This is a genomic window from Pseudanabaena sp. Chao 1811 (assembly GCF_027942295.1).
Lineage (GTDB): Bacteria > Cyanobacteriota > Cyanobacteriia > Pseudanabaenales > Pseudanabaenaceae > Pseudanabaena.
Genome location: NZ_CP101416.1, coordinates 1,697,501 through 1,710,350, shown reverse-complemented (window position 1 = coordinate 1,710,350; position 12,850 = coordinate 1,697,501). Strand labels below are relative to the sequence as shown.

The 12,850-nt window shown below is 43.4% G+C and carries 10 protein-coding genes, 2 tRNA genes and 2 rRNA genes (1 of these 14 only partly in view); 9 read left to right on the top strand and 5 right to left on the bottom strand.

Annotated elements, in window-relative coordinates:
* The 3 genes from NMG48_RS08070 (at nt 1) to NMG48_RS08060 (ending at nt 3,267) form a co-directional block, all read left to right on the top strand.
* Entirely contained in the window at nt 1-492 is a 492-nt protein-coding gene (locus NMG48_RS08070) for an ureidoglycolate lyase (RefSeq protein ID WP_271254746.1), read from the top strand.
* Nucleotides 493-638: 146 nt separating this feature from the next.
* The gene (locus tag NMG48_RS08065) at nt 639-1,868 is read left to right on the top strand and encodes an FtsW/RodA/SpoVE family cell cycle protein (protein ID WP_271254745.1); all 1,230 of its coding nucleotides are present in this window, start codon (nt 639-641) and stop codon (nt 1,866-1,868) included.
* Between the two features lie 100 nt (nt 1,869-1,968).
* The gene (locus NMG48_RS08060; RefSeq protein ID WP_271254744.1) at nt 1,969-3,267 is read left to right on the top strand and encodes an MFS transporter; all 1,299 of its coding nucleotides are present in this window, start codon (nt 1,969-1,971) and stop codon (nt 3,265-3,267) included.
* A gap of 28 nt (nt 3,268-3,295) precedes the next feature.
* Here NMG48_RS08060 and grxD read toward each other — a convergent pair whose 3' ends face one another.
* The 3 genes from grxD to NMG48_RS08045 all read right to left on the bottom strand — a co-directional run bounded on the left by grxD (nt 3,296) and on the right by NMG48_RS08045 (nt 5,556).
* The gene (gene grxD, locus NMG48_RS08055) at nt 3,296-3,622 is read right to left on the bottom strand and encodes a Grx4 family monothiol glutaredoxin (RefSeq protein WP_271254743.1); all 327 of its coding nucleotides are present in this window, start codon (nt 3,620-3,622) and stop codon (nt 3,296-3,298) included.
* A 109-nt stretch (nt 3,623-3,731) separates the two neighbouring features.
* The gene (locus NMG48_RS08050; protein WP_271254742.1) at nt 3,732-4,751 is read right to left on the bottom strand and encodes a late competence development ComFB family protein; all 1,020 of its coding nucleotides are present in this window, start codon (nt 4,749-4,751) and stop codon (nt 3,732-3,734) included.
* 193 nt (nt 4,752-4,944) lie between these two features.
* Complete coding sequence (locus NMG48_RS08045; protein WP_271254741.1) at nt 4,945-5,556, bottom strand: DUF3318 domain-containing protein; 612 nt, start codon at nt 5,554-5,556, stop codon at nt 4,945-4,947.
* A 35-nt stretch (nt 5,557-5,591) separates the two neighbouring features.
* On the opposite strand from NMG48_RS08045, the gene NMG48_RS08040 reads away from it, so the two are divergent.
* Complete coding sequence (locus NMG48_RS08040) at nt 5,592-5,996, top strand: DUF1824 family protein (RefSeq protein ID WP_271254740.1); 405 nt, start codon at nt 5,592-5,594, stop codon at nt 5,994-5,996.
* Between the two features lie 184 nt (nt 5,997-6,180).
* Here NMG48_RS08040 and NMG48_RS08035 read toward each other — a convergent pair whose 3' ends face one another.
* A complete protein-coding gene (locus tag NMG48_RS08035) occupies nt 6,181-7,635 on the bottom strand; it encodes a carotenoid oxygenase family protein (RefSeq protein ID WP_271254739.1) in 1,455 nt (484 codons plus the stop codon).
* 273 nt (nt 7,636-7,908) lie between these two features.
* Complete coding sequence (locus tag NMG48_RS08030) at nt 7,909-8,217, bottom strand: DUF5340 family protein (protein WP_271254738.1); 309 nt, start codon at nt 8,215-8,217, stop codon at nt 7,909-7,911.
* A gap of 172 nt (nt 8,218-8,389) precedes the next feature.
* Between NMG48_RS08030 and NMG48_RS08025 the strand changes: the two genes are divergently transcribed.
* From NMG48_RS08025 to NMG48_RS08005, 5 genes are all read left to right on the top strand, one after another.
* Entirely contained in the window at nt 8,390-10,060 is a 1,671-nt protein-coding gene (locus NMG48_RS08025) for an S-layer homology domain-containing protein (protein ID WP_271254737.1), read from the top strand.
* 404 nt (nt 10,061-10,464) lie between these two features.
* Nucleotides 10,465-11,950: ribosomal RNA gene (locus tag NMG48_RS08020) — 16S ribosomal RNA — on the top strand.
* A gap of 131 nt (nt 11,951-12,081) precedes the next feature.
* A tRNA-Ile gene (locus tag NMG48_RS08015) sits at nt 12,082-12,155 on the top strand.
* Nucleotides 12,156-12,206: 51 nt separating this feature from the next.
* A tRNA-Ala gene (locus NMG48_RS08010) sits at nt 12,207-12,282 on the top strand.
* 184 nt (nt 12,283-12,466) lie between these two features.
* Nucleotides 12,467-12,850 (top strand): 23S ribosomal RNA (locus NMG48_RS08005); it runs 2,438 nt beyond the window's last position.
* Together the 16S and 23S rRNA genes with 2 tRNA genes alongside form the textbook arrangement of a ribosomal RNA operon.

Sequence of the window (12,850 nt, the reverse complement as noted above, 5' to 3'; positions counted from 1 at the left end):
ATGGCGATCGCAAATTTAACAACTCAATTAACTCCGCAATTAATCACACCTGAAAACTTTCAGCCCTATGGTCAGGTGATTTTTCCTACTGACGATGGTAAGCAATTTGATGAGAAGGATGCTCAGCTATCTTTGGCAGGGATTCCGCGTTTTTACATCATGCATCTCCGCAAAGTTGGTTTGAAATTTCAGAGCTTGGCGCGGCATCAGCAATGTACACAATGTCTTGGCTCTCTTGGCGGTAAGGAATGGTTTATGGCGGTAGCCCCCGCATCAGCAACCGATCAGATTAATTTAGAGCAAATTGCCGCATTTCGGATTACAGGCAATTGTTTCATCAAGCTCAATGCTGGCACTTGGCACGCTGGTCCCCTTTTTGAAGAAGAATTTATTGATTTTTATAATCTGGAATTACATGACACGAATATCAATGATTATGAGGTCTGTAATTTACGCAAACTTTATAACTTGAGTTTTGAGTTGCACGTATAAAGGAGAGGGATAGCGCTTTGTGCCGTGTCTCTCTTCAAGTAATTGCAAGAAATAATTTTTTGTTTTCAGCGATCGCGAAAAATCGTGGTTAAAATAGCATCACGAAATATTGCTTTGCTTTTAAATACACAAGTCCCCACGCAACCGTGAAACTCCTCCAAATTTTTCAAGCCTTCCCCTTTTTCGATCGCACCGTCGATAAATGGGCAACAGAAGCTCGCCTCCTCCGCTGGCTGACGTTTTTGTGGCTATTTGCAGGATTAGCTGTGCTTTTCTCGGCATCCTATCCTGTTGCGGATATTGCCTTCAAGGATGGCACGCTTTATTTCAAATATCAATTGGCTTGGGCAGCGATCGGCTTATTGATTTTTAACGGGATTGTGCATTTGCCATTACGGTTCATGCTCAAAATTAGCCCAATCTTCTTATTTATTATTCTGGCTTTGCTATATGCGACGCATATCCCAGGATTAGGAACCACGCGAAATGCAGCAACAAGATGGCTGTCAGTGGGGTCAAGCTCATTTTTGCTGCAACCATCGGAGTTAATCAAGCCATTTTTGATTTTGCAAGCCGCCCAACTTTTCGGCAATTGGAATCGTACCCATTGGAAAACGCGAACTTTCTGGATCGTAATATTTTTGTTGGTTTTGGGCGGTATTTTGATGCAGCCCAGTTTGAGCGTAACAGCGCTTTGTGGTATTACGCTATGGTTGATTGCGTTAGGAGCAGGCTTACCGAGCATTCAGATGTTTGGGACGGCAGCTTTAGGTACTTGTGTTGCTGTAGCCAGTGTGACTTTTCGGGAATATCAACGACGACGGATTATGTCCTTTCTTGATCCTTGGCAAGATCAAGCGGGAGATGGATATCAGTTGGTGCAGAGTTTGATGGCGATCGGTTCAGGTGGTTTGTGGGGCAGTGGTTTTGGGTTGTCGCAACAAAAGCTATTTCTCCCAATTCAATATACAGACTTTATCTTCGCCATTTTTGCAGAAGAATTTGGCTTGTTTGGTGGGATTTGTTTGTTGATGTTGGTCATGATTTACGGCACGATTGGTTTGTCCGTGACCTATAAATGTAAAGATCCTGTCATTCGCTTAATTGCCCTTGGCTCTACATCTTTAATAGTGGTACAGGCAATCTTGAATGTGGGTGTGGCAACTGGAGTGTTACCAACCACGGGCTTGCCATTTCCTTTTTTGAGCTATGGTGGTAGCTCAACCCTATCTTGTTTATTTATTGCAGGTTTACTAATTCGCTCAGCGCGAGAAATGTCGTCAGCAGAAGTCATTCCGATCGCTAGGGGAAAAGGGGGGAATGATCTCAAAAATAAACGTCAGGATAAGCTCGGTACAAGAAGGCAGTTTTCATGAATGGAACAGACCCTCAATAATTCAGAAAGGCGGCGCAACGCGCCGCCTTTCTGATCGCTATACAATATTTCTCTGAATGCTACTTTAGCTACCTTAATTGATGTCTCAACCCGATCTGAATTCGACTGCTGGCTATTTAACAGTTTTGCGTAATCGTCAATTTTTAGCACTATGGATCGCGCAAATCCTGTCGCAACTGGTCGATAAAATTGTGCTGATCTTGCTAATTGCGATCGCTGTTTCTAGTGATTACAAAGATTATCCTGTACCTGTGAATACCCGTGAGTCATTGATCATGATTGCCATGACTTTGCCTGCGGTATTTTTAGGCTCGATCGCAGGAATTTTTGTGGATTGGCATCCTAAACGTGAGGTGATGATTTTATGCAACTTTCTGCGGGGGGCTTGTATTTTTGTGATTCCCTTTCTGCCCCATTCGCTGATGGTGCTTTTGTTAATCACTTTTATCATTTCTACGCTTACCAACTTTTTTGCCCCTGCTGAACAGTCGGCAATTCCCTTGATCGTGCCGAAGTCCGATCTATTACCAGCCAATGCTCTATTTACGATCACAATGGTGGGTTCGTTAATTGTGGGCTTTGCGATCGGTTCACCATTGCTGACATGGACAATGCATCTTGTTCCTAGTGCGAGGGAATATAGTCGTGAGCTTTTGCTTGGTTCTATCTATATTTTGTCGGGACTCATTTTATTTATATTGCCCAAGGATGAAATAATTGAGCCGAAAAAAGAAGGGGTGGGAATTTGGTCAGACTTAAAGGATGGTTTTAAATATGTAAGGCATCATCATTTGATTGGTGGAGCGATGATCCAGCTAACTCTGCTCTATTCGGTGTTAGGAACGATGCAAAAACTATCCCTCAATTTGGCTGAAGTGGTCACAAATAATCGTGATGATTTTGGTTTTTTTATTGCTTCGGTAGGTGTTGGCTTAGCAATTGGTGCGTTTATTTTGGGGCAATTTGGCGATCGCTTTGCCCATCGACCCTTGCCCTTTGTAGGTTTTATCGGGATGGCGATCGGGCTATTGATGTTTGCTTTTGTATCTAATGTATGGGTGGGGCTAGCTGTTGGAGGTTTTATTGGTATTCATGGGGCAATGATTGCGATTCCTATGCAAACGGCAATCCAAGAACATACGCCTGAAAATATGCGGGGCAAAGTATTTGGTTTATTAAATAATGGCGAAAATATTGCGGCGAGTTTACCCCTTGCTCTAATTGCGATCGCCCTTGATATTTCCACTAGTACATTTGGGGGGCGAGAGAAGGGATTTTTGGGGTTTCAGATCGTCTTAATCGCCTTTAGTGTGATTGTGCTTGCCCTTGGGACATGGGCTTGGAATCGTACTAAAAAGGCATTACAAAAAGTCCTATAAAAAAAGGGCGCTTAGCGCCCTTTTTGATTTACTTAGCGATCGCCTCTTGGACGATTTGTGCTAGTTCACCGCGATTATTCAGTTCCATCACGATGTCACAACCACCGATAAACTCGCCATCAATATACACTTGAGGGAAAGTTGGCCAACTGGAAAATTCCTTTAGCCCTTGGCGCAAATCGTTATCTTCCAAAATGTTGGCAGATTCATAGGGCTGTCCCAAGGCATTAAATACTTGGACAACTGCGGCAGAGAATCCACATTGGGGCTGTTGAGGTGTGCCTTTGATGTAAAGGAAGATTTTGTTAGTTTTGATCTGGCTTTCGATTTTAGTTTGCAAAATAGGGCTAAGCATATTAAATGTAGGCTGAGGTTTGATTTTAATTAATTTACTACTGTTACTATAGCAATCTCGAAAAAATAAGAGTTGTATAACTGTTCTTCTTTATGAAAAAGATGTTTGATCAAACATCATGTTTTGCCCGCCAAACTGGATAATCGGATCTAGGTGCTCTTAAACACTCTTCGACAATCTCTGCGATATTGCGCCAAGTGATGTCATCCCTTTGGAGTAATTCACGTAGTTGAACTAGGGTATCTTCTAGTTCGAGATTAAATCTTTCAAAAGGTAATGGAGATAAAGCTCGTTCAGGGGCTTGGATTACCTTTACTAAAGCTTCTTTGACGATACTAATAATTTGATTGGTCATCTCTGACTTGACCCTCTGGCGTAGGCTTTGTAAGCCGCGACGACTAGTGGCATACATCGGAGGCAATCGATTGAGGACATAGGCAGCCACATCATCAATGCTAATTTTTTTCTGAATTGCTTCGTCAAGGCGCTGGACTCGGCGCTCCACGATCGCAGATACTAAACTTTCTAAAATATTGCTGTATCGATAAACAGTTCCTGACATATATGACTCGAAATCCCTAATTTCCGCAGAGATATCTTGCTCAGTCTTAGGAGATTTGGAGGAGCTATTTAAAATAGGTGTTGCTCGGCGACGCACTGCATAGCTGCGAGCTAATAGCGAATTGCGACGATCTAAGCTGATGTATGTGCCATTAGATAAACCTTGATAATAACCTGAATCTAGAGCATCGCGCACAACATCGGGAACATCTTTCCACTTGAGATAGTCTTTATTAAATAATTTTCTTAATTTAACTAGTGAGCGCGCTTGGCTGATTAGCTCATGGGCAGGGATTGGATCTTGCTGCCGTAAAACATCACTTTGAGTACTTAAAAATCCGTTGCGTACTGTCTTAGCGATCGCCGCCCCTAATTCCTGATCGGCTTTTTTGCGCTGTTGTACCCAGCCACGCTGAGTAGTTGCATACATTGGTGGTAAGCGATTTAGCGTATAAGCGATCACTTCACTGAGATCAACGCGCTTTTTTACATCAGCACCTAATCGTTTGTATTGTGCTTCTGCTTCTTCGATGACTAGTTCTTCTAGGGCATTTCTACAACTGCTCATACTGAGACCCTTTTATTCTGAGGATTAAACACGCTAGGATTCAGCTTTATCTAATCCTATAAAGCCTTAAATACTAGCATAAAAATATATTTTCGTATTATAACTAGCACCACTTCAAAAAGAGTTGATTGATCGTGACAATCCTTTTGTTATCTATCAGTGTATTTACATTATATTTTCTGTATATATATGCTTAAAAATCATTAATTTCTTTGTCTGGGATCGTTGTTTTGGATAGCCCTGCGATCGCTCTTAGATTTTGACAACGGATCAATTCCGTAAATTCTGGTGTATTTCGTCCCATTAACCTTGCCATCGCAGGAATGGCTTCGAGTAATGCTTGAGCTGCTTCCTCCTCTCTATAGCCACGTTTTTGAGCAACAGCGATCGCCTCATTATCAGCTTGTACTTTTACCTGTGAGCTTTTGTGACTCCGCAAAATTTGGTTAAAACCGATGGTTCCTAGCAATAAGGCGATCGCAATGCCCGTGACATCACCCTGTACTGCTTCAACTATGCCCCCCACCACAGATACTGCGGCAATACCCTGATAAGCCCCCATTTGCAGCCATTTAGTCTGTTGTCGCCAGCTTATCTCATGCAAAAATAACAAGTCTCTTTGGGCTTCAGTCAATTGTCTCCATAGACGAAAATTGATATTTAGTTGGGTTCCTCTTTGCCAAGGTAAGATGGGCAGGCTAGAGAGTAACTCAGGTTGTTCAGGTTTGGACTTAACTGATGTATACATGCGCCAAGATGCGGGTAGCAGATCTCTCAAACGCGCGATTTCTTCATTGATGTTCATAATACAATTGAGCTTCTTCCTTCACTTCGCAACCCATGAGCAATAATTTAACTATCGCCGATGCTGAGCGTGTTCTCTGGGAATTAAGTGACTTAGACCCAGAAACAGCGACTCCAGAGCGCCGATCTCAAATCTGTGAAGCCCTAGATTTTTTGACTAAACAAGCCGATTATCACATTTTTGGGATCTGTGCTGATAGCACTCAAGAAGCCTTGCAAACTTTACAAAATTATGCGGCGCATTTTCGATACGATTTACCCACAGCCGATTTACCCGCGATCGCGGATGGTATTTATCTAAAATATAATCCGCGCAGCCGTCGCTATCATACCGATAATTACAAAGGTACTTATCGTGGTGTATTGCTTTCTTTTCACACCGACTTTACCGATGGATATAGCGGCACTCACGGACATTTTCCGTTAGACCTTTTTTTATAGCTGTTTGGGTTAAGCTGGCAAATTTTAAAAATCCAAAAGTAAAATCCTTGCTTAGCAAGGATTTTGCTTTTGGATTTTGATAGATGGTTTGCATAGCAAAACATCTATCAAAGCCTGTTTCAAATTATCCCGAACTCGCGTTGTATTAGCACAGAAAAAAGCGACGCAATGCATCGCTTTTTTCTTAGAAAACTTCCTGTGTAAAAGTACCATGCAATCCATAGGGGACATGATGCTTTAAATGCAAAGTCGCTACAGGTTTACCAGAAATATTCTGAGCATCAAGGATCACTAGATCCGAACGGTTATGTTCAGCATTAAAAATTAAAGTCAATACCCATCCATCATCTTCCGCGCTAGTTGCACTGCGATCGCGGGGGACAAAAATTGGCTCACTAATAAAACCGCGTGGCGCAAAGCTATGAAATTCTTGCTTGCCCGTTTGCATATCGACCTTAGCGATCGCCTGCAAAGGTGCATTACCTGATTCCTTTGCGATCGCGCCAATATAGGCATAACGATACTCTTGCCCTACACAGCGGGGATGTACTACAGGAAACTCACAGGATCTTTCTAAGATTAATTCTCGCTTCACTGTGCCAAGTTGGGGATTAATCGTAAAGCGGCATAGCTGCCCCGCAATTACTTTGTCAAAATCAATTTCTCGAAAATCTGTATTGGGTTCTAATTTGGGATAGTCAGGATAGCAAACCGAATCCACAATAATTTCATCACCCTGCTCGGATTTTTTTTCAAAGGCATTGCAATGATGAAAGACAAAACAAGGATCGGTTTCTATAGTTTGTAAATTACCTTGGCGATCGATCAGTAAAAACTGACTGGGCGAATTTGGCTTTAATTCAATACATTCACCAGCCGTAGCCAATCCCAAAATAAAGGGTAAGGGCTTGAAGGAAACAGGATTCTGCATAAAAATCCGATAGTTAGGCGTGTAAGCAAAATCATGCAGGAAGCAAAATCCTGAAACCTTAACCTGAGATTCCGTTGATAATTCACCTTGAGGTGTGATCCGATAAATCGAAATCGTGGACTTAGGTCCTGGCTGTACCCCAAATCCCCATAGATCCCCTGTGCGATCGTCTTTTCTAGGATGTGCGGTAAAAACCTCTCCTGCCCCTAACTTACCACCAAAATTTTCTAACCCCACTGTGTCTAAACTTTTAGGATTGAGGGAGTAAGGGTGTGCTGCTTCCCATAGAGCTAGTAACTTACCTCCCTGATAAACCACATTGGTATTTGCAACATTTTTATTCCGCAAATCAAAAATATTGCTCAGCCATCCCCCAGCCTTTTGTGTCCCAAATACACCCCGATATAAAATTTTCCCTGCTTTCTGCTCTGCTAAAAATTCAGGTGTTTTCACAAATTGATTCGCAAAATGTGCCTTGCCATTTTTGAAGGCGATCGCGCAGATCATCCCATCTCCATCAAAAGGATGTCCATATTTCTGACCATTGATATCAAGCTGCCCAGGTCCGTTCCGAAATAAAGTTCCTTCTAGCCCTAAAGGAATTGCCCCCTCAATTTCATCAATCCAATAAGCTTGCTCAGTACGCAGAGACTCATATCCCTTTTGCCAATCTTCACGGGAAAAAGTAGGCGATGCAGTCTGAACCATATTTAATATTTACAAATAACTCTCCTCCACATTGTAACAATTTCGTCACAATTGCGTTCAACTTTTGTAAACTCAAGTCCAAAGACATATGTAGACTTCTGCACTCTATTTCTATATTAGGAGTTGCCTTAGGCAAGAACACAAAGTACAGCGGTTGCCCAGATACCTAGTACATACTCCCCAAGAAGAGAAAGGTGGCACATCGCGCCACCTTTCTCTTCTTGGGGAGTGTTTTTGCCCTAACCCAATCGGCGGCTTATTGCTTGGCAATGCTTAAGTATCTTTAGGCGGACTAGAAATTTCTTTTAATGATTTCCCCATTTCTTGCTCCGACTCACTCAGTGACCAACGATAAGAAACTTGAATACCGTGGTATTCGCATAGATCTTCAACCTGCTTCTGCAAAGCAAAGGCTTTACGTAAATTAATAATTGCAGCCTGAAGATGCTCTCTAGAAACATTTAGCTTTGCCCCTAAATGAGGTTGTTTCATCTCGTTATGCAGTGCAGGCAAGGTCTGGCGCTCCAGTAACTGAAGTAAAAGCTCGTAGTGGATATGGGACGGAACAGGAAGTGAACTCACAAATACCTCGATCAATGCAAAACCAAAATTAAAACTTGGCTGTATATTTAGTTGAAGTTTTGGTGCCTAGCGCTCAAAGCTGCTCAAGAAACTATTTTGAGAGGCTTTGCGTCAAGCTGGACACCCAAGACTTAAGAATTTGAGACTTAAATAAATTGTAGAGGATAAATTTATGTCATTTTCACAGACATCTCTGAGACTTTCATTTCTTTTGACTTTTGGACTATCTCAAATTGTCACATTAACTGAGGTAGCGATCGCTCAGAATGTTACAAATGCTAATTCGGAAATCTCAAATTCAACAACTCTACAAATCGCCCAAGCTAATACAATTATTTTTGTTTCTCCTAATGGTTCAGATACTAATTCAGGACTTGATGCCAATCAGCCATTGAGATCAATAACAGCCGCACTCAAAAAAAATCCACAAAATGGGGCGATTATTCAACTAGCATCAGGGACTTACTCCACTGCAACAGGAGAACAATTCCCCCTCACAATCCCCGCAGGTGTAACTTTGCGTGGCAATCCCACTAATCAGGGGCAAGAAATTATTATTTTAGGTGGAGGTGGCTTTATTAGTCCCACCTTTGCTCGCCAAAATATTGCCATGCTTGCAGGCAATGGCGCTCGTATTGAAGGCATTACTCTAACTAATAAAAATACTAGGGGCTATGCTCTTTGGTTAGAATCTGCCCAAAATGTCACTATTACCAACAATACATTTGCCAACTCTGACCATGACGGAGTTTTCTTAACAGGTGCAACTTCCGCCAATATTAGCAACAACATTTTTACCAAAAATGGTGCAAATGGTCTTTCGGCTGTTGGGACAAGTACAGGAAATATTCAGTCGAATACCTTTGACAACACTGGATTTGGTCTAGCGATCGGTCAAAACTCAAAAGTAGCTGTGAGTTCCAATCGTATTGTCAATAACCGTGGGGGGGTTGTAGTTTCTAATTTATCTACCCCATCATTTCGCAATAATCTCATTGCCAATAACCAAGAAAACGGATTAGTAATCTTGAAAGATCGTAAAGGTCAGCCTACGGTCGATCTCGGTACAACTGCGAGCCCTGGTCAAAATATTTTTCAAAATAATAAGCAAGCTGATATTAACAATGCTTCGGGAGTCACCGTCGTAGCGATCGGCAACCAAGTGAACCCCAAACTTATTCAAGGCTCAGTCAATATTGGTCAATCAACATCACCCATTACCCCACCATCTACACCAACAACACCGACTAATCAAGTCTCATTTAAGGATGTCCCTGCTAACTACTGGGCACAAACTTTTATCCAAGAACTAGCCGCCAGAAATATTATTAAAGGCTTCCCCGACGGTAGTTTCCGTCCAGATGCTCCTGTCACCAGAGCACAATTTGCTGCCATTCTCAGTCAATCAATGAATAAGCAAACTATCCGTGGCAACACCACCTTTACCGATGTTGCCTCAGATTATTGGGCTGCTACCGCCATTCAAAAAGCTTATACCACAGGCTTTATGTCTGGTTATTCTGCTACCACATTTCGCCCAAATGAAAATATTTCCCGTGTCCAGATTTTGGTTTCTCTAGCCAATGGTTTAGGCTATTCCCCCACTAAATCTACTGACTTAACCTTACAAGTGTACTCAGATGCAAGCACTATCCCTACCTATGCTCGTAATAGTGTAGCTGCCGCAACTGAAAATCGGATGGTTGTCAATTACCCTAATTTAAAAATTCTAAATCCTAATCAGACTGCAACTAGAGCTGAAGTTGCCGCTTTTATCTACCAAGCTCTAGTGCGATCGGGGCAAATAAAAGCAACTCCCTCCTCGTATATTGTCAACCAGTAGCCTTCCAAGCCTTGATAAGCAGATTAAGGAGGTCAAATCTAAAAGAATATTTCACTATCAAGGCTTTACCTAGGAAGGTATTCAGCTCTAGCAGAGGAGACTCAAAAAAACTTTTTCGGAAAAGTAGTTGACAAAGGGATTTAAGGTAGCTATATTAATAAAGCGCTGAAGGGGAGCCAAGCGAAAGCGAAGCGAACCGAACTGAAAGGAAAGGCGCGAGAACCTAGACAAAAGAATAGTTTGAAAGCTTTAAGAAACCAATAAACCTCGTCAAGAAAATAAAGACTGGATTATTGAAAAATAACCAGCTATCCGACAGGATAAGCGAAAAGCAAAAAAAAGTCAAACCCATCCGAAAGGAAAAAAGCTAGAGGGAGTAGAGAGAAATCTTGAAACTGATAGACACCATGGAGAGTTTGATCCTGGCTCAGGATGAACGCTGGCGGTATGCTTAACACATGCAAGTCGAACGGGTACTTCGGTACTAGTGGCGGACGGGTGAGTAACGCGTAAGAATCTACCTATAGGTTCGGGACAACAGTTAGAAATGACTGCTAATACCGGATGTGCCTTCGGGTGAAAGTTTAAATGCCTGTAGATGAGCTTGCGTCCGATTAGCTAGATGGAGTGGTAACGGCACACCATGGCGACGATCGGTAACTGGTCTGAGAGGATGACCAGTCACACTGGAACTGAGACACGGTCCAGACTCCTACGGGAGGCAGCAGTGGGGAATTTTCCGCAATGGGCGAAAGCCTGACGGAGCAATACCGCGTGAGGGACGAAGGTCTGTGGATTGTAAACCTCTTTTGTTAGGGAAGATAATGACGGTACCTAACGAATAAGCATCGGCTAACTCCGTGCCAGCAGCCGCGGTAAGACGGAGGATGCAAGCGTTATCCGGAATTATTGGGCGTAAAGCGTACGTAGGCGGTTTTATAAGTCTGTTGTCAAAGCCCGAGGCTTAACCTTGGAAAGGCAATGGAAACTGTAAGACTAGAGAGAGATAGGGGCAGGAGGAATTCCAGGTGTAGCGGTGAAATGCGTAGATATCTGGAAGAACACCAGTGGCGAAAGCGTCCTGCTGGATCTCAACTGACGCTGAAGTACGAAAGCTAGGGGAGCGAATGGGATTAGATACCCCAGTAGTCCTAGCCGTAAACGATGGGTACTAGGTGTTGGCCGTATCGACCCGGTCAGTGCCGTAGCTAACGCGTTAAGTACCCCGCCTGGGGAGTACGGTCGCAAGATTGAAACTCAAAGGAATTGACGGGGGCCCGCACAAGCGGTGGAGTATGTGGTTTAATTCGATGCAACGCGAAGAACCTTACCAAGGCTTGACATGTCCAGAATCCTCTTGAAAGGGAGGAGTGCCTTCGGGAGCTGGAACACAGGTGGTGCATGGCTGTCGTCAGCTCGTGTCGTGAGATGTTGGGTTAAGTCCCGCAACGAGCGCAACCCTCGTATTTAGTTGCCATCATTAAGTTGGGCACTCTAGATAGACTGCCGGTGACAAACCGGAGGAAGGTGGGGATGACGTCAAGTCATCATGCCCCTTACGCCTTGGGCTACACACGTACTACAATGGCCGGGACAAAGAGTCGCGAGCATGCGAATGCAAGCTAATCTCATAAACCCGGTCTTAGTTCAGATTGCAGGCTGCAACTCGCCTGCATGAAGGCGGAATCGCTAGTAATCGCAGGTCAGCATACTGCGGTGAATACGTTCCCGGGCCTTGTACACACCGCCCGTCACACCATGGAAGCTGGTCACGCCCGAAGTCGTTATCTCAACCGTTCGCGGAGGGAGGCGCCTAAGGCAGGGCTGGTGACTGGGGTGAAGTCGTAACAAGGTAGCCGTACCGGAAGGTGCGGCTGGATCACCTCCTTATAGGGAGACCTATTTATGTCTAGACTGAACCAATACAGAATTAAGTCAGGCATAAGTCATCCCAAGGTCGAACGAAGTTTATTGGAAAGCTTTCAAACTAAGTCAGGTTCTAAATTTGGCTAAGAACAAACGGGCCATTAGCTCAGTTGGTTAGAGCGCACCCCTGATAAGGGTGAGGTCACTGGTTCGTGTCCAGTATGGCCCACTTGAGAAGCTAAAAGCTAGAGGCAAAAAGCCAAAAGCAATAGTTAACTCTGGGGATATAGCTCAGTTGGTAGAGCGCCTGCTTTGCACGCAGGAAGTCAGGAGTTCGAATCTCCTTATCTCCACCAAACTACTAACGAAAGACCAACAAAAGCAAGAGCAAGAGTTTAGCAACTCATCTAGTCATGTCACATAAGACAAAAAACTAGAGAGACTGCTAAATTCTAGCGAGAGCGAGAATTTAGAAAGAACCTTGAAAACTGCATAGTAATAGTAATTAAGAAGCAAGTAGATCCAAAGTAGAGATACAGAGGTCAAGCTACAAAGGGCTTACGGTGGATACCTAGGCACAAGAAGGCGATGAAGGACGTGGTTACCTACGATAAGCTGCGGGGAGCTGGAAGCGAGCCCTGATCCGCAGGTTTCCGAATGGGGCAACCCTAAATACTGCCCGTTGAATAAAATAGACGGGAAAGAGCGAACTCAGCGAATTGAAACATCTTAGTAGCTGAAGGAAGAGAAAATAAATAATGATTTCCTAAGTAGCGGCGAGCGAACGGGAAAGAGCCCAAACCAATCGGCAAGACTGATTGGGGTTATAGGACAGCAATAATGTACAACAGAGATTAGATGAAGTGTTTGGAATGACACGCCAAAGAGAGTGAAAGCCTCGTAATTAAAAGTTAAAGTTGGCAA

Excerpts from the sequence above, each read along its gene's own strand:
- NMG48_RS08070 (WP_271254746.1), top strand. The coding sequence starts at position 1 with ATGGCGATCGCAAATTTAACAACTCAATTAACTCCGCAATTAATCACA.
- NMG48_RS08045 (WP_271254741.1), bottom strand. The coding sequence starts at position 5,556 with ATGAACATCAATGAAGAAATCGCGCGTTTGAGAGATCTGCTACCCGCA.
- grxD (WP_271254743.1), bottom strand. The coding sequence starts at position 3,622 with ATGCTTAGCCCTATTTTGCAAACTAAAATCGAAAGCCAGATCAAAACT.
- NMG48_RS08025 (WP_271254737.1), top strand. The coding sequence starts at position 8,390 with ATGTCATTTTCACAGACATCTCTGAGACTTTCATTTCTTTTGACTTTT.
- NMG48_RS08050 (WP_271254742.1), bottom strand. The coding sequence starts at position 4,751 with ATGAGCAGTTGTAGAAATGCCCTAGAAGAACTAGTCATCGAAGAAGCA.
- NMG48_RS08035 (WP_271254739.1), bottom strand. The coding sequence starts at position 7,635 with ATGGTTCAGACTGCATCGCCTACTTTTTCCCGTGAAGATTGGCAAAAG.
- NMG48_RS08040 (WP_271254740.1), top strand. The coding sequence starts at position 5,592 with ATGAGCAATAATTTAACTATCGCCGATGCTGAGCGTGTTCTCTGGGAA.
- NMG48_RS08060 (WP_271254744.1), top strand. The coding sequence starts at position 1,969 with ATGTCTCAACCCGATCTGAATTCGACTGCTGGCTATTTAACAGTTTTG.